The following is a 24,284-nucleotide window of genomic DNA, read 5'->3' as shown; positions in this document are numbered from 1 at the left end:
ATGGATCCACTGCTGAGCCAACTCTCGACGTCCGTCTCGTCCGCCCGCACGCTCGAAGACCTGACGCGTCCCATGCTCGAGATGCTCGAGGCGGTGACGGGCCTCGAATCCACCTACCTGACCCGGATCGACTCGGCGCAGGGCCTGCAGCACATCCTCTATGCCCGCAACGTGCGGCAGATGCAGATTCCCGAGGGGTTGGCGGTGCCCTGGGGCGACACGCTCTGCAAGCGCGCGCTCGACGAGGGCCGCGTCTACACCGACAACGTGGCCGAATGCTGGGGCGACTCAGATGCCGCCCGGCAGCTCGGCATCCAGACCTATGTGAGCACGCCCGTGCGCACCGACAGCGGCGGCCTCTACGGCACTCTGTGCGCCGCGAGCGCCCAGAGCCGGCCGCTGCCTGACAACGCCTTCAACGTGCTCGGGCTGTTCGCACGGCTGATCGGCCAGCACGTGGAGCGCGAGCAATTGCTGCAGCGCCTCACCGAGGCCAACGCCGAACTCGCCGCCCGCGCCGCGACCGACGCGCTCACGAACCTGCCGAACCGGCGTGCCTTCCTCGACGAACTGCGACGCCTGCTGGCCCAGGCCGAACGCGACGGTCGCGGCGTGGTGGTCGCCTTCGTCGACCTCGACGGATTTAAGTCGGTCAACGACCTGCACGGCCACGACGCCGGCGACGAGTTCCTCGTGGCCATGGCCCAGCGGCTGCAGGGCAGCCTGCACGCCGGCGACCTGCTGGCGCGCCTGGGAGGAGACGAGTTCGTGGCGGCGTGTCCGGGACCCGCACGCGCGAACCCCGACGCCCAAGCCGACGCGCTCGCCTTCGCCGACCGCGTGGCCGCAGCCACCGCGGGTGATTTCAAGCTCGGCCACGTCGTGCTGAGCTACGCGGGCGCGAGCGTCGGTGCGGTGGCCGTCGATCCGCGCAGCACCGGCGCGGAAGACGCGCTGCGGCAAGCCGACGCCGCGATGTACGCGGTGAAACGCGCCCGCCGCGCCAGCCTGCCGCACTGATCGGCCGGCCGGCCACTTGCCGGCTGCGCTCCCCCCTGACCAACGCTGACGCAGATCGACGCCGGATGAATCCGCTCGCCCTCCGTATGCGTAAACGTTTAGGGAAAAAACTGTCTTCTGTTCGAAGCTGTTTCCAAATTCATACGGAGCGTTCAAATGATTGTCAATCGTTAACGCATCCCAGAGAATGTGCCGACATGGAAGCAATGAATGAGTTTTTGGATCACTTCGAACGCAGGGCGTGCAGCCCGCAATGGCTCGCATTCAACCGAGCTCTGGCCGCGGAACTGAGTGCCGGGCTTCCGCCCGAAGACCGCCATCAACTCTTCTTCCGCATCGGCGAAAGCGTGGCGCGCACGCTTCCCGTGCCTCCTTGCGACACCCTGAGCGAACTCGAAGCGCAATTCAACAGCCGCTGGGATGGCATCGACTGGGGCTACAGCACGCTGCGCGAAGAGCCAGATGCGCTCGTCATCCGGCATGCCTGCAGTCCGCTGGCCATGGCCTTCGGCGCGGACGCCAGCGCATGGACCACCGGGTTCCTCGAAGGCGCCTACCAGACCTGGCTGGGCAGCCAGCGCATGCCCCCTTCACTGCAGGTGCGGGCACAGCCGGACGCCGCACAGCCTGCAGCGATGATCGAACTGCGGCTTTCGAGGTTTTCCGCATGAGCATCGACAACCCCTCTGCGGAGGACGTGGCCGGGCTGTTCCGCAAATTCGGCGGCGACTCGCAAAACTACAAGGAGTTCGCGCCGCCTGAACCGACCGGGGCCGACGGACGTGCCGCATGGCCGCTGCTCGCTGGCGCACCGCTCGAGCGGGCGGCCGAGCCGCCGTCTGCCGCACCGGCACCGGTGCCGGTCCAGGCAGCACCGCCACCACCTGTGGCGCCGGCGATCTTCCCGTCTCCCACCATACCTGCGGCAAGCTCGTTGCCCCCGGCGGACCTTCAGCGCCCCACCGAGCTGCAAGCGCTTTTTGTGCGGCTCGCCACCCCCCAGCGCACCGAGCCCGCGCCCGGTCCCATGTCACGCTGGCGCAGGCCGACGTGAGCATGGTCGTCATCCCCGTCGTTTCATCCAAGGGCGGTGTAGGCAAGACGACGGTCGCGGCCAACCTCAGCGCCGAACTCGCGCAGCGTGGCCGCCCGGTGCTGGCGATCGATCTCGATCCGCAGAACGCGCTGCGCTTCCATCTCGCCACCAATCCCCACGCCTGCGTCGACGGCCTGGCCGAAGCCGCGTCGGGCCAGTTGCCCTGGACACAGGCCATGCGCCCGGGCCACGGCGGCACGGTGGTGCTGCCCTTCGGCACGGTCGACGACGAGCAGCAGATCGGGCTGGAGCAGCAGCTTGCGCGCCATCCCGGCTGGCTCGGCGAGACGCTCGCGCGCTTCGCGCTGCCCGACGATGCACTGGTCGTGATCGACACGCCGCCCGGCGCCACGGTCTACATGCAGCAGGCGCTGCGCGCGGCAAACTTCTGCGTGGTGGCCGTGCTGGCCGACGCCGGCTCGTTTGCCACGCTGCCGATCGTCGAGAAGATGATCGAGAAATACTGCCGGCCCCGCGCCGATTTCGGCGGCAGCGCCTATGTGGTCAACCAGGTGGCGCCGAGCCGGCGGTTGAACCATGACGTGCTCGAAATGCTTCGCGCGCGCCTGCAGTCGCAGCTGCTGGGCGTCCTGCACCAGGACGAATCGGTGTCGGAGGCGCTGGCCTCGGCCCTGCCGGTGCACCGCTACGCCCCGCTGAGCCAGGCGGCACACGACTTCGCCGTCTGCAGCGACCGGCTGCTGGCACGCATCGCCACCGACCGGCGCATGGACACCCTTCGATGAACCGCCCCTCACCTTCTTCCGCACCCGGCGACGAACGCCCGCCCCGCCCTGCCCCAGCGTTCCTGCGGCTGTGGCCGGTGCGTCTGGCGGGCTGGCTGATCCTGCTCGCGGCCCTGCCGGCGCTGATCATCGCGCCGATGACCTTCGAGCAGCAGCTGGTGCTCTCGGTCGGCATCTTCGCGGTGGCGCTGTTCGTGAACCGCTTCCGCGGCCACTTCGCAGGGCTCGTCATGATGCTGCTGTCGGTGATCGTCTCCTCGCGCTACACCTACTGGCGCCTGACCGAGACGATGTACATGGACAACCCGCTCGACCTGGTGCTCGGCGTGGGCCTGCTGGCGGCCGAACTCTATGCCTTTGTCGTGCTGCTGCTGGGCTACGTGCAGACAGCGTGGCCGCTCGGGCGCAAGCCGGTGCCGCTGCCGAACGACCCGGCCCTTTGGCCGACGATCGACCTGTTCATCCCGACCTACAACGAGCCGCTGTCGGTGGTGCGGCCCACAGTGCTGGCCGCACAGTCGATCGACTGGCCGCGCGACAAGCTGAAGATCTTCGTGCTCGACGACGGCCGGCGCCCGGAGTTCCGCGAATTCTGCGAGGCCGTGGGCGTGACCCACGTCACGCGCGACGACAACCGCCATGCCAAGGCCGGCAACATCAATGCCGCGCTGAAGAACACCAGCGGCGAGTACGTCGCGATCTTCGACTGCGACCACATTCCCACGCGCTCGTTCATGCAGATAGCGCTGGGCTGGTTCGGCCGCGACCCGAAGCTCGCGATGGTGCAGCTGCCGCACTATTTCTTCTCGGCCGATCCGTTCGAGCGCAACCTCGACACCTTCGGCACCGTGCCCAACGAGGGCGAGCTCTTCTACGGCCTGATCCAGGACGGCAACGACCTGTGGAATGCCAGCTTCTTCTGCGGCTCCTGCGCGGTGCTGCGCCGCAGCGCCGTGGAAGAAGTCGGCGGCATCGCCGTCGAGACCGTGACCGAAGACGCCCACACCGCGCTCAAGCTGCACCGGCGCGGCTGGAACACCGCGTACCTCGCGCTCCCGCAGGCCGCGGGGCTGGCCACCGAAAGCCTGTCGGGCCACGTGGGCCAGCGCATCCGCTGGGCGCGCGGCATGGCGCAGATCTTCCGCGTCGACAACCCACTGTTCGGGCGCGGCCTGCACTGGGCGCAGCGCCTGTGCTACCTGAACGCGATGCTGCACTTCCTGTACGGGCTGCCGCGGCTCATCTACCTGACGGCGCCGCTGGCCTACCTGTATTTCGGCGCCAGCGTGATCCATGCCTCGGCGTCGATGATCTTCGCGTTTGCGCTGCCGCACATCCTGCACGCCAACCTCACGAACAGCCGCATCCAGGGGCGCTTCAGGTACCTGCTGTGGAACGAGGTCTACGAGGCGGTGCTGGCCTGGTACATCTTCCGGCCGACGCTGGTGGCGCTGATCAACCCGAAGCTCGGCAGCTTCAACGTGACGGCCAAGGGCGGCCTGATCCGCCAAGAGTATTTCGACACCTCGATCGCCAAGGCCAGCCTGGTGCTGCTGGCGTTGAACTTCATCGGCGTGGGCCTCGGCCTGTGGCGCCTCACCTGGGTCGATCCGCAGAACATCGGCACCGTGTGGCTCAACCTGGCCTGGACGGTCTACAACCTCATGATCCTGGGCGCCTGCGTGGCGGCGGCCAACGAATCGCGTCAGGTCCGCAGCGCGCACCGGGTCACGCTCGAGGTGCCGGCGGCGCTCTACTTCCCGAACGGCCATTCGATGCGCTGCACGACCTACGACTTCTCGACCGGCGGCCTCGGCCTGGACCTGCCGGCCGAGGTGCCGCTCGAGATCGACGAGCCGGTGGAGGTGGCGCTCTACCGCGGCGACGCCGAGTCGCGCTTCCCGGCCACCGTGCGCTTCAGCAGGGGGCGCCGCGTGGGCTTGCGTTTCGCGCCGCTGAGCTTCGCGCAGGAGCGCGCGCTGGTGCAATGCACGACCGCGCGCGCGGACATCTGGGCCGCGCGCTGGGGCAACCATCCGCGGGTGGGCATTCACCGCGTGCTCGGCCATCTGGTGCGCATCAGCGGCGTCGGCTTCAAAGACATGTTTTCCCACTACTACCGTGCCACCGCGTCTCGACTGCGCCCTTCCAAGCGCACTGCCGGAACGAAGAAGGAACCTGCGTGACGAGCCCCCTGACACCGCCGCGCCACGCGCCATCCATTCCCCGTGCCGCCGCGAGAACGCCGGGCGCGCTCCTGCTGGGCGCGCTGGCCCTCGCCGCGGCGGCCGCGGCCGGCCAGGCCTGGGCGCAGGCCGCTCCGGCGGCGCCTGCCATCGCTCCGGCGGCCGTGCCCACGCTCGCGATCCCGCCCCAGCAGCAGGCCGGCGCCGCGGGCGCCGCCACGCCGATGGCCATCCAGGCCGCCGCCGGCGGCACGGTGCGCGAACTCAACCTGACGCAGCTCGGCATCGACTACGCGATCCAGCTGCGCGGCATCAGCGGCACCGTGGGCATTCCGTTCAACGTGCGCGCCGACGAACTGGTCACAGCCGCCTCGCTGCGGCTCAACTACGCCTACTCGCCCGCGCTGATCCCCGAGCTGTCGCACCTGAAGGTGACGGTGAACGACGTGCTGGTCGCCACGCTGGCGGTGAACCGCGCCGAGGCCGGCAGGCCGCAGAGCGCCGACATCCCCATCGACCGGCGGCTGATCACCGAGTTCAACCGCATCAACCTCGAGCTGGTCGGCCACTACACGCGCGAGTGCGAAGACCCGGCGCACACGAGCCTCTGGGCGCGCATCGATGCATCGAGCACGCTCCGGCTCAATGTGGCGCCGCTGAAGCTCGCCAACGACCTCGCGACTCTGCCGCAGCCCTTCTTCGACCGGCGCGACGTGCGCCGCGCGCGCATTCCCTTCGTGTTCGGCGCCGCCGAGTCGGGGCCGCTGCTCGAGGCGGCGGGCGTTGTCTCGTCGTGGTTCGGCGCGCTCGCCGACTACCGTGGTGCCGTGTTCCCCGTCTCGCGCGGAGAGCTGCCGGACGGCCATGCGGTGGTGTTCGCCACGCCCGACACCAGTCTGCCCGGCCTGGTGCTGCCTGCGATCCAGGGGCCGGCACTGGCGGTGGTCGATCATCCGCAGGAGCCAACCGCCAAGCTGCTGCTGGTGATGGGGCGCGACGCGGCCGAGCTGCGCGCGGCGGCCGCCGCACTGGCCCTCAACAGCCGCGCGCTGTCGGGCGCCACGAGCGCGATCACCGCGTTCCAGGAGCCGCCTGCCCGCAAACCCTACGACGCGCCGCGCTGGGTGCCCAGCGACCGGCCGCTCCAATTGGGCGAACTTGCCACCGCCGCCGGCCTTTCGGTGGCCGGCTACAACCCCGACGTGGTGCGTGTCAACCTGCAGTTGCCGCCCGACCTGTTCACCTGGCGCAGCCGCGGCATCCCGCTCGACCTGCGCTACCGCTACACGCCGCGCGTGCGGCCGGACCAATCGACGCTGAACATCAACGTCAACGAGAATTTCATCGGTGCGCTGCCGCTGCGCGCAGCCAATCCAACGAGCGACCGCTGGTACAACCAACTGGCCGTCAAGCTCATGCCCGACGGCACGCTGGCCGAAAGCAAGGACATGATGCTGCCGCCGCTGGCCATGGGCGCGCGCAGCCAGTTGCGGCTTCACTACTACTTCGAACCGGTGGCGGGCCGCTGCATCCCGCAGCTCGACAACGTGCGCGGTGCGATCGATCCGACCTCGACCATCGACGTCTCCGACTTTCCGCACTACATCGCGATGCCCGAACTCGCGGCCTATGCCAACGGCGGTTTCCCGTTCTCGCGCATGGCCGACCTGTCGGAAACCGCGGTGATCCTGCCCGACCAGGCCGATCCCGCCGACACCGAGACCTACCTCGGCCTGATGGGACAGATCGGCCATGCGACCGGCTACCCGGCCTTGCGCGTCAGCGTCGGGCGCTCGGCCGAGGTGTCGAAATGGGCCGACAAGGACCTGCTGGTGATCGGCAGCCTGCGCAACCAGCCGCTGTTCGCCCAGTGGGCCGAGCGCATGCCGCTCAAGCGCACCGCCGACGCGCCTGCAGGCGACGGCGGAGCGCCGCAGTTCGCGCTGTCGCGCTGGATCGACAGCGCCGTCGACTTCGTCATCGGCGCGCGCACCCGCGAAGACCTGCCGGGCACGATGCAGATCGCGGTGAGCGACGACGGCCGCGACGCGGTGCTGGCCGGTTTCGAATCGCCGCTTCGCAGCGGCCGCAGCGTGGTCGCGGCCATTGCCGACGGCAACTCGAAGGACGCGCTGCTCAATGCGCTGATGACGCCCGACCTGCTCAAGCGCGTGCAGGGCAGCATGGCCATCGTGCGCGACGCCCAGGTGAACAGCGTGCTGGGCAGCGAGACCTACTATGTCGGCCGCCTGCCACCGGTGGCTTGGGTGCAATGGAACCTCTCGCGCAGCCCGCTGCTCCTGGCCGGGCTCATCGTGCTGCTGGCGATGGTGGGCGCGGCGGTGGCCTACGCGAGTTTGCAGATCCGCGCCCGCAGGCGCCTGGAGTGACGCGGCCCACGATGTGCGAACGGAGGCAGCAGCCATGATGAAAGACCCGAATCCCACCCCGCGTACGCGCCCCCTTTCGGACACGAGGCGCCGCCTGCTGGTGGCCGCGGCGGCCGGCTCGGCATTGGCCGGGGCTGGTGCGGCGCGCGCGCAGGCTAGAACCGCGCCCTTGCCCGCCACCTGCCACCCGGCAGCGGACTGGGCTGCTTTCGTGGCCCGCCATGTCCAGCGCGACGGCCGCGTGGTCGACTTCCACACGCCGCAGCAACATTCGACCTCCGAGGGCCAGTCATACGCGATGTTCCTCGCACTGGTGCACAACGACAGGCCGCTGTTCGCGCGGGTGCTCGCCTGGGCCGAAGCCAACCTCGCTGACGGCAGCCTCGCGAAAAACCTGCCGGCATGGCAATGGGGACGGGCATCCGACGGCAGCTGGGGCGTGCTCGACAAGAACCCCGCCTCCGATGCCGACCTCTGGATCGCCTATGCACTGATCGAAGCCGCCCGGCTCTGGGATGAGCCGCGCTACGGCACGCTCGGTCGGCGCTTGCTGGCGTTGGTGGCGCGCGAAGAGGTCATCGCCCTGCCCGGTCTCGGGCGCATGCTGCTGCCATGGTCGCGCGCGGTGGCCAGCGGTCCGGCGTGGCGGCTCAACCCGAGCTACATGCCGCTGCAGCTGTTGCGCTACTTCGAGCAGATCGACACCCAGGGGCCGTGGCGCGAGGTGGCCGACAACACGCTGCGGCTGATTGCGGCCACGGCGCCGCGCGGTTTCTCGCCAGACTGGTGCGCCTGGTCGGAAGACAAAAACGCCTTCGTGGCCGACCCCGAAAAAGGCCCCGTCGGCAGCTACGACGCGATCCGCGTCTACCTCTGGGCCGGCATGGTGTCCGAGCAATCGCCCGACCGCCGCGCGCTGCTGCGCAGCCTCGAAGGCCCGAAGCGGCTGCTCGCCGAGCGGCAGCCGATGCCGGAGCAGGTCGACACCGCAACGGGCGCCGGGCGCGGCGTGGGCCCGCTTGGCTTTGCCGGCGCGCTGCTGCCCTACCTGAAGGCGCAGGGCATGGACCAGGCGCTCGCCGCCGAACTGGCCCGGTTGCCGAACTCGCGCGCCGAGGCGCCGCCCGGCGGCACCGCGACCTCGGTGCTGCCCTACTACGAACAGATGCTGCTGCTCTTCGGCCAGGCTTGGCTCGACGGGCGCTACCAGTTCGGCCCCAACGGCCAGCTGCAAACCCAATGGAGACTGCTATGTCGATCCCCCCGCGCGGCATGAAGACGCCGCGGCAACCGCTTCGGCACCGTGGCCCGCGCGGCTTCTCCCGTTCCGCGCCGTGGCTCGCCTGCCTCGGCATGCTCGGTGCACTGGGTGCCGCCCCGCAGGCGCACGCCCAGGCCGACGCCGCTTCCGCGCTGGTCGAGCAGGGTGCCTACTGGCTGGCGCAAGGCCGCGCCGACCTGGCGGAGCAGAGCTGGCGCAAGCTCTTGACCATCGATCCGCAGTCGCCGGACGCCCTCCACGGCATGGCGCAGGTCGAGCTCTCGCGCGGCAACGCCGAGCCCGCGCGCAGCTGGATCGCCAGATTGCGGACTGCCGCACCGAACGATCCGCGCATTGCACGCCTGCAACAGCAGGCGCAGAACCCGGGCCAGGGCAGCCTGCTGCAGCGCGCACGCGGCGCGGCGCGCGCCGGCCGTGCCGCCGAGGCGGTCCAGCTCTACCGCGACCAGTTCGACAACCGCCCGCCGCCGCCATCGCTCGCGCTCGAGTTCTACCAGGTGCTCAGCAGCACCCCGCAGGGCGCCGACGAAGGCCGACGCGGCATCGAGCAGCTGGTGCGCGACTTTCCCGAGAACGCCAGCTACAAGCTCGCCCTCGCGCAGCTCCGCACCTACAGCGAGAGCACGCGCCGCGAAGGCATCCGCAGCCTGGCGGAGCTCGCCAAGCAGCCTGCAGTGGGCGCCGCCGCGCGCGCGAGCTGGCGCCAGGCGCTCATCTGGCTCGATGCGCGCGCGCCCGACATCCCGCTGTACCGGGACTTCCTGGCCGGCAACGAGAAAGACGCCGCTGTCGCTGCACGGCTCGAGGCGCTCGAGGCCGGACGCACGACCGCCGCGTCCTCGCCCGGCGTGCCGTTGGGCGAAGGCTATCGCGCGCTCGACCGTGGCGACGCCGCGACCGCCGAGGCACGCTTCCAGCAGGCGCTGCGCAACAAGGCCGACGATGCGGAAGCGCTCGGTGGCCTCGGCCTCGTGCGGCTGCGGCAGGAGCGCTTCGCTGAAGCGCAGCAGTTGCTGGAACAGGCGGCGCGCGGCGGCGGCGGCAAATGGAATTCGGCGCTGCAGAGCGCCACTTATTGGAACCTCGTCGGACAGGCCCGCACGGCGCGCGAGAAGAACGACCTGCGCGGTGCGCAGTCGCTGCTCGAGCGCGCGGTCCGCATCGACGCGCGCGAGAGCGTCGGCCAGATCGCCTTGGCCGACGTCCGCACTGCCGCGGGCGACCTGCCGCAGGCCGAACAGGGCTACCGGCGCGTGCTCGAAAGCAAGCCAGCCGATGCGCAGGCCCTGCGGGGGCTGGTCGCGGTGTTGAGCCGGCAGGGTCGCGCCGACGAGGCGCTCGAACTCTCGCGCCGCCTCACGCCAGAACAGGCCGCCCAGATCGGCAGCGGCCTGCGTGACATCCAGGTCGAACAGGCGCGCGCGCGCGCGAAACAGCAAGCGGATGCCGGCGACGCACCCGGCGCGCAGCGCACGCTCGAAGATGCGATGCTCGCGGCGCCCAACAGCCCGTGGGTGCGGCTCGACCTCGCCAACATGTATCGCCGCCAGGGCCTGGTGTCCGAGGCGCGCGGCGTGATGGAGGGGCTGCTGATGTCGCAGCCCGACATGCCCGACGCCCTGTTCGCGAGCGCCCTGCTCGCCTCGGAGATCGGCGATGCCGCCAGCGGCATCCAGTACCTTGAACGCATACCCGCTGCGTCGCGCACACGCGAAATGGCCGCCCTGCAGCGCCGGCTCTGGGCGCAGTCGCAGGCCGAGCGCGCGCAGGCACTGGCGCGACAGGGACAGGTCGCGGCCGCACGCCAGGTGCTCGGCCAGGCCGAGGCCTCGCTCAGCAACGACATGCCGGCCGAGATCTGGGGCCAGCTTGCAGGCGCCTACGCCGACGTCGGCGATGCCCCGCGCGCCTTGGCCATGAGCCGCCAGTTGCTCGCGCGCACCCCCGTACCCGGCACGGGAGACCGGCTGCTCTATGCATCGGTGCTGCTCAAGACGCGGCAGGACATCGAGCTGTCGGCCGTGCTTCGGCAGTTGCAGGGCACGCAGATGACCGCCGCACAGCGTGCCGATTTCGACAGCCTGCGCGTGGCCTATGCGCTGCGCCAGACCGATGCGCTGCGCGAGGCCGGCAACCTGGAAGCGGCCTACAACGCCGTGGCCCCGGTGCTGGCCGAGCGGCCCGAAGATCCGAAGGTGCTGGCCGCGCTGGCGCGCCTCTATGCGGCCGCACGCGACGAGAAACAGGCGCTGGCGCTCTACCAGCGCGTGCTGCAACGCAGCCCCACCGACCTCGACACCCTGTTGGCGGCCGCCGCGAGCGCGAGCGCGCTGCGCGAGCATGGCGACGCCGAAAGCTACGTGATGGCCGCACTCAAGCAAGCGCCAGACGAGGCGCGCGTGCTGACCGCGGCCGGCCGCATCTACCGCAATGCAGGCGACAGCCGCAAGGCCGAGCAATACCTGCGCGCCGCGGTGCAGGCCGAAAGCCGGCTGGCCGCGGGTCCCGGCATGGGGCCGGGCACGTCGGGCGGGCTGCCGCCTTCGAATCCGTTCGCCGGCATGACGGGCGGCGCGCCGAGCGCGGCCCTGCCGCTGCCAGTCGCCGGCGGTGGCGGCAATCCGTTTGCTCAGCGGGGAATGCAACCAGGGATGCAGCCGGTGGCGTATGCCGCGGCCTACCCTGCCGCGCCCGCGAACTTCAATCCGCCGGGCCAGCCCTATCCCGTGGCCGCGGCGCCCGGCGCGGTGCCGTGGCCCACGGCCGCGCAGCCGGCCGCAGAGGCGCCGGGCGCACGCCGCCGCCGAGGCAGTGAGCCCGCGGGCGCGAGGAACACGCGGACGCCCGCGGCGAACGCCGCGCCACAGCAGGCACCGGCCTACATCCCGCAGCCGCTGCAGTCCTATCCCGTGCCCGGCGCCGCGCCGGTCGCGCCCGTGTATGCGCAGGTGCCCACGTCCTCACCCAGCTGGAATGCTCCGTTGCGCGCTCAGCAGCCGCCAGCCGATTCGGCCGCTGCGGCCCTGCGCGAGATCGAAACGGAACGTTCGGTCAGCCTGACCGCCGGCACCGTGCTTCGCAACCGCGCGGGCGAACCCGGCCTGAGCCGCCTGACCGATTTCGAGATCCCGATCGAGGCACGCTTTCCGGTGGGCGACGGCAAGATCGTCGTTGGCGTGACGCCCACGGTGCTCGATGCGGGCTCGCCCGCGGGCGACTACGCCAGCGCCAGCCGCTTCGGCGGCGGCCCTGGCCCCGCCTTCACCGCGCTCGGCAGCGGCACCTCGCCGGGCCAGCAGAACGCGGCCGGCATCGGCCTGAGCGTGGGCTACGAAGGCAAGAACTTCGGCGCGAGCATCGGCACCACGCCGCTGGGCTTCCAGGAAGTGAACATCATCGGCAACGCGACCTTCAAGGGCAACTTCGGCGATGCCTGGTCGTACAAGGCCGACCTGTCGCGGCGCCCCGTGACCGACAGCCTGCTGTCGTTCGCGGGTGCCAAGGACGAGCGCACCGGCGAACGCTGGGGCGGCGTGGTGGCCACCGGCGTGCGCGGCGACATCGGCTACGACGACGGCACCTACGGCTTCTACGGCTACGGCGCGCTGCACGGGATCTCGGGCAAGAACGTGGCGAGCAACTCGCGCTTCGAGACCGGCGGCGGAGCCTACATTCACCTGCTCGACCGTCCTTCCAACAAGCTCACGCTCGGCCTCAACCTCGGGCTCATGGGCTACGAGAAGAACCTGAGCTACTACACCTTCGGGCATGGCGGCTACTTCAGTCCGCAGAGCTTCGTGGCCCTGTCGCTGCCGGTGGATTGGAGCGGGCGGAACGACCGGCTGTCGTGGCGTGTCAATGCGTCGCTCGGCATCCAGTCGTTCACGCAGAAACAGGCGCCCTACTTTCCGACCGACAGCAGCCGCAACAGCGCCGCCGGACAGGCCGCAGCAGAGGCCTTCAGGCTCGGGCTGAGCAACGCCATCTACACCGGCGCCTACCCGAAGACCTCGAAGACCGGCCTCGCCTACAACCTGGCAGCGGTGCTCGAGTACCAGCTCGCGCCGCGCATGTTCCTCGGTGGCTCGGTCGGGCTGAACAACGCTCAGGACTACCGGCAGTTCACGGGCAGTGTCTATCTGCGCTACCTGTTCGACGGCGCCAGCACGCTGGGCGTGCCGAGCGGCACCACGCTGCGTCCGCTGACCTCGCCCTACACGCCGCTGCTCTGACGCGAGGTGCGCGCGGCGCTCAGCGTCCTGGCGACGGCACCGGCACCGCCTGCGTGCGGTGCTGGTGCGGCCCCCAGAGCGGCACGCGCTCGAAGTCCTTCACCCAGCGCGGTATCTCGCCGGCCGCCAACGGCATCGCGATGCCGTAGCCCTGCGCGAGCGTGCAGCCCATGGCGAGCAGGGCCTCGCCGTGCGCGAGCGTTTCCACGCCCTCGGCCACGGCGGTGCGGTCCAGCGCCTTCAGCAGCGCGAGGATGCCCTGCACGATCGCCCTGTCCTGCTCGTTCTCGAGCATGCCGCGGATGAACGACTGGTCGATCTTGACCGACGTCACCGGCAGCTGGCGCAGGTAGGTCAGCGACGAATAGCCGGTGCCGAAATCGTCGATCGCCACGGGAACGCCCAGGTCCTTGCAGGCCTCGACGAAGTTCGCCACCACCGAGAACTTGCTGATTGCGGTGGTCTCGAGGATCTCGAGTTCGAGCGTGCCGGCGCCAAGGCGCGGAAAGCGCGCCAGCTGCTGCGCGAGGCGATCGACGAAATCCCAGCGCATCATGTGCTGCGGACTCACGTTCACGCTGATGGCGGTGCGCAGGCCCGCGGCGCGCCACTTGTAGGCCTGGCGCAACGCCGCGCCGATGACCCAGTCGCCCATGCGCTCGGCGAGTTCGTCGCCTTCGGTGAGCGGCACGAACTGGCCCGGCTGCAGCAGGCCGCGCTCGGGATGCTGCCAGCGGATGAGCGCCTCGACGCCGACCATGACGCCGCGCTGCATGTCGACCTTGGGCTGGTAGCAAAGAAAGAATTCATCGCGCTCCAGGCCTTCCTGGATGCGCCGGCGCGCCTTCACCAGCTGCTCGTCGACGCGCGCCTGCGGTGCATCGAAGTAATGCACGCGGCCGTCTCCGGCACGCTTGGCAAGGTAGGCGGCATGGCTCGCCTGGCGCAGCGCCAGTTCGGGCGCGAGCCCGTCGGCATCGAGCAGCCGCGCGCCCAGGCTGCCTTGCAGATCGACGGTGTGGCCGCCCCACTTCCAGGGCTTGGCCAGCTCGGCGAGCATGCGTTCGAGCACCTGGTGGCACTGCGGGCTGCCGATGGCCGCAAACACCGCGGCGAATTCGTCGCCGTTCACACGCGCGAGCACGCCTTCGCGCGGCATCTGCGACCGGACGCGGCGGTGCGCCTCTTCGAGCGCCGCATTGCCGCCGGCCATGCCGAGGCGCCGGTTGATTTCGGCAAAACGGTCGAGGTCGATGAAGCACACCACCGTGCAACGCTTGCCCTCGCGCGCCCAGCCGGCGATCAGCGGGCGGAGCACTTCGTCGGGCGGGAGGCGCTTGAAACCTGCGTCGTACAGGTCCTGCGCTGAAGAGGGTGGTGGTTGGAGCGACAAAAGTCAGTGGCTGAAAAACGCAATCGATGGGACGCGGCGTGCGGCAGCCGCTTACGTTCGCATGGGACTCGCAACACCTTGACACCGGCGAGCACCGCGAAATCATATTAGAACCCTGGGTTGGCCGGGCCGCGGCGTATGCTGCGCCGGCCGCCGCCGCCGCCTTTCTTCAAAATTCCCCGAGCCCGAGAACCCAAAGATGAGCCCTGCTACCAAGGCGCCCCGTGCCGCCGCCCTTCCCGGCCAACCGGCCACTAGCGATCTGCTGGTGAACGTGCCCCGCCTCGTGGCCGCCTATTTCAGCCACCGTCCCGACCCGTCGGTGCCCGCGCAGCGCGTGGCCTTCGGCACCTCGGGGCATCGCGGTTCGTCCTTCGACAACGGGTTCAACGAATGGCATGTGCTCGCGATCAGCCAGGCCATTGCCGACCATCGCAAGAGGCAAGGCATCGACGGCCCGCTGTTCCTCGGCATCGACACGCATGCGCTTTCCACGCCCGCCTTCGACAGCGCGGTGGAAGTGCTCGCGGCCAACGGCGTCGAGCTGATGCTCTCGCAGGACGACGAGTACACGCCGACGCCGGCGGTGTCGCACGCGATCCTGCGCTACAACCACGGGCGCACCACCGGGCTGGCCGACGGCATCGTCATCACGCCGTCGCACAACCCGCCCGAGAGCGGTGGCTTCAAGTACAACCCACCCCATGGCGGCCCCGCGGGCAGCGACGTCACCTCGGCGGTCGAGGCCGCGGCCAACGGCTTTCTGGCGAACGGCCTCGAAGGCGTGAAGCGCATGCCGCTCGAGCGTGCGCTGCGCGCGTCGACCACGCACCGCCACGACTACCTCAATACCTACGTCGAAGACCTCGCGCAGGTGCTCGACATGGATGCGATCCGCGGCGTGCCGATCGAGCTCGGCGTCGATCCGCTCGGCGGCGCGGGCGTGCGCTACTGGCCCGCCATCGCCGAGCGCTACAAGCTCGAACGCCTTCACGTGCTGCGCGAGGAGGTCGACCCAACCTTCCGCTTCATGTCGCTCGACTGGGACGGCCGCATCCGGATGGACCCGTCGTCGCCCGATGCCATGCACCAGCTGATCGGCCTCAAGGAACGCTTCGGCATCGCCTTTGCCTGCGACACCGACCACGACCGCCACGGCATCGTCACGCGCAGCGCCGGCTTGCTGCAGCCCAACAACTACCTCGCCGTGATGGTCGACTACCTGTTCACGCACCGGCCGCAGTGGCCGACGCAGGCGGCGGTGGGCAAGACGGTGGTCAGCAGCCGCATGATCGATCGCGTGGCCGCCCGGCTGGGCCGCAGGCTGTACGAGGTGCCGGTGGGCTTCAAGTGGTTCGTCGACGGTCTGGTCGATGCGTCGCTCGGCTTCGGCGGCGAAGAGAGCGCGGGCGCCACCTTCCTGCGGCGCGACGGCACCGTCTGGACCACCGACAAGGACGGCATCGTGCCGGCACTGCTCTCGGCCGAGATTGCCGCGTGCACCGGCCGCGACCCCGGCGAGCGCTTTGCCGAACTGACCGAGGCCCTCGGCCGGCCGGTGGCCAACCGCGTGGATGCGGCAGCCACGGTGGCGCAGAAGAAGAAGCTTTCGGGCCTGTCGCCCGACCAGGTGAAATCCACCGAGCTCGCCGGCGAGAAGATCGAGCAGGTGCTGAGCCACGCTCCCGGCAACGCCGCGGCCATCGGCGGCCTGAAGGTGGTGACCGAGAACGGCTGGTTCGCAGCGCGGCCCTCGGGCACCGAGGACATCTACAAGATCTATGGCGAGAGCTTCAAGGGGCCGGAGCACCTGGGCCGCATCCTCGAAGAGGCGCAGCAGTTGGTCGACAAGGCGCTGGCGGGCTGAAGGCCGCGCTCCCTCCTGTCAGCGCCGGCCCTGGCCGAGGCGCATCTCGAGCCACGCGCTGTAGCGCGAGAGCCCGAAGCACAGCGTCCAGTAGATCGCCGCGATGAACAGATAGCCCTCGAGATAGAACGGCCGCCAGGTCGGGTCGCCGCCGAGCGCGAGGCCAAGAGCGCCGGTCAGCTCGAACAGCCCGACCACGGTGACCAGCGAGGTGTCCTTCAGCGTGCCGACCACGTTGTTGGTCAGCGCAGGCACCACGAGCCGCAGCGCCTGCGGCAGCACGATGTCGCGCTGCACCGGCCAGCGGCCGAAGCCCAGCGCCATGGCGGCATCGGTCTGCCCGCGCGGCACGGCCTGCAGGCCGCCGCGAATGATCTCGGCCATGTAGGCCGCGACGAACAGCGCCAGGCCCGCGAGCACGCGCACCAGCACGTCGGGCTGCCAGCCCGCGGGCCACAGCAGCGGCAGCAGGAACGACGCCATGAACAGCACCGAGATCAGCGGCACGCCGCGCACCAACTCGATGTAGCTCGCGCTCAGCGTGCGCAACACCGGCCAGTGCGAGCGGCGCCCGAGCGCCAGCAGCAGCGCGAGCGGAAAGGCCAGCGCGAGGCCCACCACCGCCAGGCCGATCGTCAGCGGCAGACCACCCCAACGGCTGGTCGGCACGTAGTCGAGGCCCATGACGCCGCCGCGCATCAGCAGCACGAACAGCCCCAGCGACACCAGCCAGAGCGGCGCCAGCCACCAGCGCCAGGTGCGCGGCCAGGCACTGAGCACGGTGACCGCCGACAGCAGCACCACCGCGATGGCTGGACGCCATTGCGCCTCGTACGGGAAGCGGCCGAACAGCATCGGGCGCCACTTCTCGGCCACCACGCCCCAGCAGGCGCCGTGCTGCAGCGCGCGGCAGGCGTCGGCGTCGGGCCGGAACACCGCATGCAGCACACCCCAGTCGACGGCCAGCCAACCACCCCATGCGAGCAGAGCGAGCAGCGCCACCGTGGCCAGCGCGCGCAACGGCGAACCCCAGAGTTCGCTCTGCCAGGCGACGGGCGTCGCGGGGTGCCTCATTGCCAGCCCCGCAGTGCGACGCGCGCGTTGTAGCGGTTCATGACGAGCGAGATCACGAGCGACAGCAGCAGGTACACCGCCATGATGATCGCGATGCACTCGAAGGCGCGGCCGTTCGAACCGATGGTGGTGTTGGCCACCGACACCAGCTCCGGATAGCCCACCGCCACCGCGAGCGACGAGTTCTTGGTCAGGCTCAGCAGCTGGTTGGTCAGCGAGGGCACGATCACGCGCAGAGCCTGCGGCAGGACCACGATGCGCAACTGCTGAACCGCACCAAAGCCCAGCGCCTGCCCGGCCAGCACCTGACCCTGCGAAACGGACAGGATGCCCGCGCGCACGATCTCGGCGACGAAGGCCGCCGAGTACAGCGACAGGCCCGCGACGATGGTCACGTACTCAGGGCTCAGCGCCGCACCGCCGAAGACGCCGAAATTCCCGAGCTCGGGCCATTCGAGGTGCGTGGGCCACCAACCGCCCTCGCCCGCCGTGGGCCAGGGCACGTTCAGGCCGCCCTTGCTGAGCCAGACGCCCGGCAGCAGGGGCACCGGCTCGGTCGGGTCGGGCAGCAGGTTGGCGATGGCGAAGGCCAGCATCAGCAGCTGCACGAGCAGCGGCACGTTACGCAGCAGCTCGACGTAGGCGGTGCAGATGCCGCGCAGCAGCACGTGCGGCGCGAGCCGGCCGATGCCGATCAGCGTGCCGAGCACGACCGAGAAGATGGCCGCCGGCACGGCCGCGCGCACCGTGTTGACGAGGCCCGCGAGGAAGGCCCGCCACGACGGCTGGCTGGCGTCGAAATCGAGCCAGCCTTCACTGATCGGAAAACCCGCGGGCTCGGCCAGAAAGTCGAAGCCCGAGCGCACGCCGCGTGCGCGCAGCACCTCGAGCGCATGGCTCACCACCCAGACGGCACCGGCCAGCACGGCCAGCACCAGCAGCGCCTGGAGGCCCCAGGCCAGCCAGACGCCGCGGCGCGATGGCCGCCCGCTCATCGCACCGGGGGTGCGTAGATCAGGCCGCCTTTGCTCCAGAGGTTGTTGGCGCCGCGCGGCAGCTTCAGCACCGACTTGGGGCCGACGTTGCGTTCGAACATCTCGCCGTAGTTGCCCACGGCCTTGATCGCGCGGTATGACCATTCCTTGTCGAGTCCGAGCAGCTTGCCGAGGTCTTCGCCGGTGCCGACGAGTCGCTGCTGCGCGGGGTCCTTGCTGTCGGCCTTGAGCTGGTCGACGTTGGCTTGCGTGACGCCGTACTCCTCGGCCTCGATGAGCGCATTCGGCACCCACTTGGTGATCGCGAACCACTCGTCGTCGCCGCGGCGGACCAGCGGCGCGAGCGGCTCCTTGGAGATCAGCTCGGGCAGGATCAGGTAGTCGTCGGGGTTCTGCGCTTCCTTGTTGCGCAGGCCCGCGAGTGCCGAGGCGTCGGTGGTGAAGGCCTGGCAGCGGCCCGAGAAGAAGGCCTTGAACGAGGCCTCGAAGCTTTCGAACACGACGGTCTTGACCGGAATGTTCTGCGCGCGGAAGTAGTCGGACACGTTCTTCTCGTTGGTGGTGCCCGACTGCGTGCAGATGGTCGCGTTCTTGAGCTGCTTGGCGCTCGTCACCTTGAGCTTCTTCGGCACCAGGAAGCCCTGGCCGTCGTAGTACGTGATGGTGGTGAAGTTGAAGCCCAGCGAGGCATCGCGCGTGAGCGTCCAGGTGGTGTTGCGCGCGAGGATGTCGATCTCGCCGGCCTGCAGGGCCGAGAAGCGCTGCTGCGAATTGAGCGGCACGAAGTCGACTTTCTTGGCGTCGCCGAGCACCGCCGCGGCGATGGCCCGGCAGGTGTCGACGTCCAGGCCCGACCAGTTGCCCTGCGTGTCGGGCGCGGAGAAGCCCGCCACGCCGTTGGTCACGCCGCACTTGAGGGTGCCGCGCTGCTTGACCGCATCGAGGGTCTTGCCGGCAAGGGCCGGCGCGGCGGCGGCGACCATGGCGGCGGCGGCGGCAAGGGCGAGTGCGGGACGGAATCGGCTTTTCATTGGTGTGTTCTCCTCAACAGTAAGCAAAAGCCAGTGTACGGGGCCGCGCGGCGGCTTGCCAAAGAACGGCCGGTTGGATGCATATGCCGGATGCGATGGGCTTCGGTTTGCCCGCCGCATTCACTAACATAGAGGCCTCTCACAACTTCACCTGGAATCTGCACATGACCAAATCCGATGACACCGGCAAGCTCGTTCTGCGCGTCGCACTCGGCATTCTCATCCTGCTGCACGGCATCGCGAAGGTCGGCAAGGGCGTCGACGGCATCGGCGGCATGCTTGCGTCGCATGGCCTGCCGGCCGCCATGGCCTACCTGGTCTACGTCGGCGAGATCCTCGCGCCCGTGCTGCTGATCGTGGGCCTGTTCACGCGGCCGGCCGCGCTGGTCGTCGCACTCAACATGCTGGTCGCGATCTGGCTCGTGCACATGAAGGACCTTGGCGCGCTCAACGGCCAGGGCGGCTGGGCGCTCGAACTGCAGGGCATGTTCCTGTTCTCGGCGATTGCGATCGCGCTGTTCGGCGGTGGTCGCTTCGGGCTCGGCGGCAAATACAACTGAACCTGCAGCCGGCGACAAGCCGGCTTTTTTTGGCCCGTACGCGCTCAGTCGTCGTCGGCGGCGTCCAGCCCCGGAAACAGCACGTCGGTGTAGCCGAAGCGCGAGAAATCGCGCACCCGCATCGGGTAGAGCTTGCCGAGCAGGTGATCGACTTCGTGCTGCACCACGCGCGCGTGGAAGCCGCTCGCCACGCGGTCGATCGGATCGCCGTAGGGATCGAAGCCGGTGTAGCGGATGTTCGAGAAGCGCGGCACCACCCCGCGCAGGCCCGGTACCGAGAGGCAGCCTTCCCAGCCCTCTTCCTCCTCGTTGCCGACGGGCGTGATCACCGGGTTCAGCAGCACAGTGCGCGGCACGGGCGGCGCGTCGGGGTAGCGCGGGTTGACGACGTCGGTGCCGAAGATCACGAGCTGCTGGTCGACGCCGATCTGCGGTGCCGCGAGGCCCGCACCATGGACCGCCGCCATCGTCTCGAACATGTCGCGCACCAGCAGGTGCAGCTCGTCGGTGTCGAAGGCGGTCACGGGCTGCGCGATGCGCAGCAGCCGCGGGTCGCCCATTTTGAGGATGTCGCGAATGGCCATGGCGCGATTATCGTGCCGGCTTTCGCAACGCCCGCGCCGCCGTTCAGGGAGGCGTCTGCTGGCCTGGGGCTTTGCTGTCGGGCGAGGTGTACAGCCGGGAACGGCCGGTGGGCGGCGGCGTACGGTAGGCCGGCACCGGCGACACGCCTGGCCGACCACCGCCGCTGCCCACGACCGGCGGCGGCGGACGACCACCACCACCGCCCCAGCCCGGACGCCCGCCACCCTGGTAGCCCGGACGGACACCAGGGTACCCAGGACGAACGCCGGGGTAGTGCGGACGGTCGTACTGGCGGCGGTCGTAGTAGCGGCGGCCGCCGTCGTAATAGCCACCGCCCTGGATGTAGACCGGCGCCGGCACCACGACCGGATCGCCGTAGTAGGGCCCATCGGAGTAGTAGCCGCCGCCCGAGTAGTACGGGTCGCCCGGCACCGCCGCGCAGCCACCCAGCAGCGCAATGCCGCCGAGAACGATGGCAATGCCGAAAGCACGATTTCTTTGCATAGTGGCTCCTTAGTCAGCCTTTGGTGTTCAACGCCACCTTGTAGTTCCTGATGACTGCGCAGGTATGAAGTGGCGTAACCGGCGGTAACCCGCCTCGCGGGCTATGCGCCGGCGGCCGGCACGCCGTTGGCGAGGAACCCCAGCATACGCGCCTCGTCGATCACTTCGACGCCGATCTCGCGCGCCTTGTCGAGCTTGCTGCCGGCCTCTTCGCCCGCTACGAGGTAGCTTGTCTTCTTGCTGACCGAACCGGCCACCTTCGCACCTGCCGCTTCCAGCTTGTCCTTCGCTTCGTCACGGCTGAGCGTAGGAAGGGTGCCGGTGATGACGAAGGTCAGGCCCGCAAGCGGCTTCGGGGCGCGCGCGGCGGGCTCGCCCTCTTCCCAGGTCAGGCCGCAGGCGCGAAGCTGCTCGACCACCTCGCGGTTGTGGGGCTGATCGAAGAAGGTGCGCAGGCTCTGCGCAACGACCGGGCCGACGTCGTTGACCTCGAGCAGGTGTTCTTCGCTCGCGTCCATGATCGCATCGAGCTTGCCGAAGTGCTTGGCCAGGTCCTTCGCGGTGCTTTCGCCCACGTGGCGGATGCCCAGCCCGAACAGGAAGCGCGGCAGCGTGGTCTTCTTCGATGCTTCGAGCGCAGCAACGAGGTTGGCGGCCGATTTCTCGGCCATGCGGTCGAGGCCCGCGAGCGTCGTGAAGCCGAGCTTGTAGAGGTCGGGCAAGGTGCGGATCAGGTTGGCGTCCACCAACTGCTCGACCAGCTTGTCGCCGAGCCCGTCGACGTCGACGGCACGGCGGGCCGCGAAGTGCAGGATGGCCTCCTTGCGCTGCGCGGCGCAGAAGAGCCCGCCGGTGCAGCGGTAGTCGACCTCGCCCTCCTCGCGCAGCGCCTCCGATCCGCAGACGGGGCACTGGTGCGGCATGGTGAAGAGCGGGCCGCGCTCGCCCTCGGGCTTGGCGAGGCTCTCGGGCACCACGCCGACCACCTCGGGAATCACGTCGCCGGCGCGGCGCACGATGACCTTGTCGCCTACGCGCACGTCCTTGCGGCGGGCCTCGTCCTCGTTGTGCAACGTGGCATTGGTCACGGTCACTCCGCCGACGAACACCGGCGCGAGCTTGGCCACGGGCGTGAGCTTGCCGGTGCGCCCCACCTGCACCTCGATGCCAAGCACCTCGGTCATCTGCTCCTGCGCCGGGTACTTGTGCGCCACCGCCCAGCGCGGTTCGCGCGAAACGAATCCGAGCTGTCGCTGCAGCGCGATGCTGTCGACCTTGTAGACGACGCCGTCGATGTCGTAGGGCAAGGCATCGCGCTGGCGGCCGATGTTCTCGTGGAAGGCGATGAGTTCGATCGCACCGCGCGCGCGCGCCGTCTGCGCCGCCACCGGGAAGCCCCAGGCGTGGAACTGCTGCAGCCAGTCGAACTGGGTCTCGAATTGGGGCCCGCCCTCGCCGGCCGGCGTGACTTCGCCGAGGCCATAGGCAAAAAAGCTCAGCGGCCGGGCCGCCGCGATGGCCGGATCGAGTTGGCGCACCGCACCGGCCGCGGCATTGCGCGGATTGACGAACACCTTCTCGTTCTTCTGGCCGGCCGCGATCTTCTCGCGCTGGCGCTCGTTGAGCGCCTCGAAGTCGGCGCGCTTCATGTAGACCTCGCCGCGCACCTCGACCACGGGCGGAGCTTCGCCCTGCAGGCGCAGCGGGATCTCGCGCACGGTGCGGATGTTCTGGGTGACCTCTTCGCCGACTTCGCCGTCGCCGCGGGTCGCGGCCTGCACCAGCACGCCGTTTTCGTAGCGCAGGTTCATGGCGAGCCCGTCGAACTTGAGTTCGCAAACGTACTCGACCTGCGGCGCATCTTCCGCCAGGCCCAGTTCGCGGCGCACGCGCGCATCGAACGCGCTCGCGCCGCCGGGGCTGATGTCGGTCTCGGTGCGGATCGAGAGCATCGGCACCTTGTGGCGCACCTTGGCAAAGCCCTCGAGCACGCCACCGCCGACGCGCTGGGTGGGCGAATCGGGCGTGCGCAGATCGGGAAACTCGGCCTCGATGGCCTGCAACCGCTGGAACATGCGGTCGTATTCGGCGTCGGGCAGCTCGGGCGCGTCGAGCACGTAGTAGAGATGGGCGTGGCGGTGGAGCTGCTCGCTCAGTGCGGCGGCTTCGCGTGCCGCTTCGTCGCGCGTCGTCATGGGATGCCTTCCGGGAATCAGCTGAAGAGACGCCGCGCCAGCGGCGAGCCGGCGGCGAGATCGCGCGACTCCAGAGTGTCGTAGAGCTGCTCGAGGTCGGCGCCGATCACGTCCATGGTTTCTTCGCGCAGCAACTGGCCGTCGCTGTCGGTCACCACGCCGTCCATTTCGCGGGCGAGCGTGGCGGCGGCATCGCGCATGCGCTGGAACGGCTGCTCGGCGCGGTCGACCTGCGGCACGTCCAGGCTCAGGCTGAGCTCGCGGATCGCCGATTGCGCGGGGTCGTCGGCCAGCGCGGCCTGGGTGTCGAACGAAAGCCCGAGGATCGGCGGCAGCCCGGCCTCGCTCGTGGGCAGCACCATGCGGCCCGGGATGATGCCGGCCACGAAGCCCAGCCGCGCCGCGTTCTGCTGCACGTAGCCGGGGCTCCAGGCCGCATGCAGCGCGCGCAGCACGAAGCCGAGTTGCGCGTCGTGCGCGCTGGCGAACTGGTCGAGCTCGCGCGCGCGCGCCACCTCGTCGAGCATCTCGGGGATCTCGAGCGCCCCGTTCACCGCATCGGCAAAGGCCTGCGCCTTGACGACGAATTCGGAGTATTCGATCTCGTTGAGCGCCCCGGTACGGTTGGCCAGCTGCACGCCGACCTGGAACGCGCTGTAGCGCTGGCCCGCCACGGGGGGCTCCCATTGGCCCGTGTGCTCGTTCTGGCCCTCGATGGCCACGGGCTTGCTGCCCGCGCGGCGCGTCGGCGGCATGGCGGCAATCGCCGCATCGCCCGAGGCCAGACCTTCGAGCGACACCGAGGCGATCACGTCGATGAGCGGATCGAGCCCGCCGCGGCGCTCGGCCGCGGGCAGCTGGTTGGGCGCCGGCGCGGGCAGGTCCGGATCGAACAGCGGCTCGTGGCGCTCGTGGCTCGGTGCCGCGTGCGGATCGGTGCGGAGCACCGGCTCCATCCCGTCGGCCGAGGATGCGCGCCGTTGTTCCGCGTCGGACGGGTCACCGCCGCCGGCCGCGTCGGGCTGGCGCGGCGCCTGGCGGCGCGAGGTGAGTGTGTTGTAGGCCACAACGGCCGCGAGGACGAGGCCACCGAGGATGGCCAGGGCGAGAGTGAGATTGCTCATGCGC

General features: G+C 69.8%; 18 protein-coding genes. 10 read left to right on the top strand and 8 right to left on the bottom strand.

What is annotated here, in order from left to right; genetic code table 11:
* From AC3A6J_RS06190 to AC3A6J_RS06155, 8 genes are all read left to right on the top strand, one after another.
* A complete protein-coding gene (locus tag AC3A6J_RS06190) occupies nt 1–1,020 on the top strand; it encodes a sensor domain-containing diguanylate cyclase (protein ID WP_487859030.1) in 1,020 nt (339 codons plus the stop codon).
* Nucleotides 1,021–1,085: 65 nt separating this feature from the next.
* Nucleotides 1,086–1,691 carry a cellulose biosynthesis protein BcsD gene (gene bcsD, locus AC3A6J_RS06185; protein WP_487859029.1) on the top strand — a complete coding sequence of 202 codons (606 nt, stop codon included), beginning with the start codon at nt 1,086–1,088 and terminating at the stop codon, nt 1,689–1,691.
* Nucleotides 1,688–2,074, top strand: a complete 387-nt coding sequence (bcsR, locus tag AC3A6J_RS06180) for a BcsR/BcsP family cellulose biosynthesis protein (RefSeq protein WP_487859028.1) — start codon at nt 1,688–1,690, stop codon at nt 2,072–2,074. Before bcsD ends, bcsR begins: the two co-directional genes overlap by 4 nt.
* Before the next feature lie 2 nt (nt 2,075–2,076).
* On the top strand, nt 2,077–2,862 hold the full coding sequence (gene bcsQ / locus AC3A6J_RS06175) for a cellulose biosynthesis protein BcsQ (RefSeq protein ID WP_487859027.1): 786 nt from the start codon (nt 2,077–2,079) through the stop codon (nt 2,860–2,862).
* Complete coding sequence (gene bcsA, locus AC3A6J_RS06170) at nt 2,859–5,048, top strand: UDP-forming cellulose synthase catalytic subunit (protein ID WP_487859026.1); 2,190 nt, start codon at nt 2,859–2,861, stop codon at nt 5,046–5,048. The genes bcsQ and bcsA overlap by 4 nt, the downstream gene beginning before the upstream one ends.
* A complete protein-coding gene (gene bcsB / locus AC3A6J_RS06165; protein ID WP_487859025.1) occupies nt 5,045–7,438 on the top strand; it encodes a cellulose biosynthesis cyclic di-GMP-binding regulatory protein BcsB in 2,394 nt (797 codons plus the stop codon). Before bcsA ends, bcsB begins: the two co-directional genes overlap by 4 nt.
* 34 nt (nt 7,439–7,472) lie before the next feature.
* Nucleotides 7,473–8,714, top strand: a complete 1,242-nt coding sequence (gene bcsZ, locus AC3A6J_RS06160; protein ID WP_487859024.1) for a cellulose synthase complex periplasmic endoglucanase BcsZ — start codon at nt 7,473–7,475, stop codon at nt 8,712–8,714.
* The gene (locus tag AC3A6J_RS06155) at nt 8,690–12,952 is read left to right on the top strand and encodes a cellulose biosynthesis protein BcsC (RefSeq protein ID WP_487859023.1); all 4,263 of its coding nucleotides are present in this window, start codon (nt 8,690–8,692) and stop codon (nt 12,950–12,952) included. The genes bcsZ and AC3A6J_RS06155 overlap by 25 nt, the downstream gene beginning before the upstream one ends.
* A gap of 19 nt (nt 12,953–12,971) precedes the next feature.
* On the opposite strand, the gene AC3A6J_RS06150 is transcribed toward AC3A6J_RS06155, so the two are convergent.
* Nucleotides 12,972–14,345 (bottom strand): putative bifunctional diguanylate cyclase/phosphodiesterase, encoded by a 1,374-nt coding sequence (locus AC3A6J_RS06150; RefSeq protein ID WP_487859022.1) that lies wholly within the window; start codon nt 14,343–14,345, stop codon nt 12,972–12,974.
* Between the two features lie 199 nt (nt 14,346–14,544).
* Here AC3A6J_RS06150 and pgm point away from each other — a divergent pair, with 199 nt between their 5' ends.
* Complete coding sequence (pgm, locus tag AC3A6J_RS06145; RefSeq protein WP_487859021.1) at nt 14,545–16,212, top strand: phosphoglucomutase (alpha-D-glucose-1,6-bisphosphate-dependent); 1,668 nt, start codon at nt 14,545–14,547, stop codon at nt 16,210–16,212.
* Between the two features lie 18 nt (nt 16,213–16,230).
* On the opposite strand, the gene AC3A6J_RS06140 is transcribed toward pgm, so the two are convergent.
* The 3 genes from AC3A6J_RS06140 to AC3A6J_RS06130 are packed head-to-tail and all read right to left on the bottom strand — an operon-like array spanning nt 16,231 to nt 19,312.
* Nucleotides 16,231–17,286 (bottom strand): amino acid ABC transporter permease, encoded by a 1,056-nt coding sequence (locus AC3A6J_RS06140; RefSeq protein ID WP_487859020.1) that lies wholly within the window; start codon nt 17,284–17,286, stop codon nt 16,231–16,233.
* Nucleotides 17,283–18,281: an ABC transporter permease subunit gene (locus tag AC3A6J_RS06135; protein ID WP_487859019.1), complete on the bottom strand. Its 999-nt coding sequence runs from the start codon at nt 18,279–18,281 to the stop codon at nt 17,283–17,285. The genes AC3A6J_RS06140 and AC3A6J_RS06135 overlap by 4 nt, the downstream gene beginning before the upstream one ends.
* The gene (locus AC3A6J_RS06130; protein WP_487859018.1) at nt 18,278–19,312 is read right to left on the bottom strand and encodes an amino acid ABC transporter substrate-binding protein; all 1,035 of its coding nucleotides are present in this window, start codon (nt 19,310–19,312) and stop codon (nt 18,278–18,280) included. The genes AC3A6J_RS06135 and AC3A6J_RS06130 overlap by 4 nt, the downstream gene beginning before the upstream one ends.
* Nucleotides 19,313–19,476: 164 nt before the next feature.
* Between AC3A6J_RS06130 and AC3A6J_RS06125 the strand changes: the two genes are divergently transcribed.
* A complete protein-coding gene (locus AC3A6J_RS06125; protein WP_487859017.1) occupies nt 19,477–19,872 on the top strand; it encodes a DoxX family protein in 396 nt (131 codons plus the stop codon).
* Nucleotides 19,873–19,916: 44 nt separating this feature from the next.
* Here AC3A6J_RS06125 and def read toward each other — a convergent pair whose 3' ends face one another.
* From def to AC3A6J_RS06105, 4 genes are all read right to left on the bottom strand, one after another.
* Nucleotides 19,917–20,456 (bottom strand): peptide deformylase, encoded by a 540-nt coding sequence (gene def / locus AC3A6J_RS06120; protein ID WP_487859016.1) that lies wholly within the window; start codon nt 20,454–20,456, stop codon nt 19,917–19,919.
* A 43-nt stretch (nt 20,457–20,499) separates the two neighbouring features.
* Entirely contained in the window at nt 20,500–20,961 is a 462-nt protein-coding gene (locus AC3A6J_RS06115; RefSeq protein ID WP_487859015.1) for a hypothetical protein, read from the bottom strand.
* A 101-nt stretch (nt 20,962–21,062) separates the two neighbouring features.
* The gene (gene ligA / locus AC3A6J_RS06110; protein ID WP_487859014.1) at nt 21,063–23,156 is read right to left on the bottom strand and encodes an NAD-dependent DNA ligase LigA; all 2,094 of its coding nucleotides are present in this window, start codon (nt 23,154–23,156) and stop codon (nt 21,063–21,065) included.
* Between the two features lie 17 nt (nt 23,157–23,173).
* Complete coding sequence (locus tag AC3A6J_RS06105; RefSeq protein ID WP_487859013.1) at nt 23,174–24,280, bottom strand: cell division protein ZipA C-terminal FtsZ-binding domain-containing protein; 1,107 nt, start codon at nt 24,278–24,280, stop codon at nt 23,174–23,176.
* Nucleotides 24,281–24,284: the final 4 nt, after the last annotated feature.

The sequence above is a fragment of the Variovorax sp. Soil_C_39 genome (genome assembly GCF_057656815.1).
The sequence above is the reverse complement of the archived record's forward strand: the minus strand, read 5'-3'. Positions and strand labels throughout refer to the sequence as shown.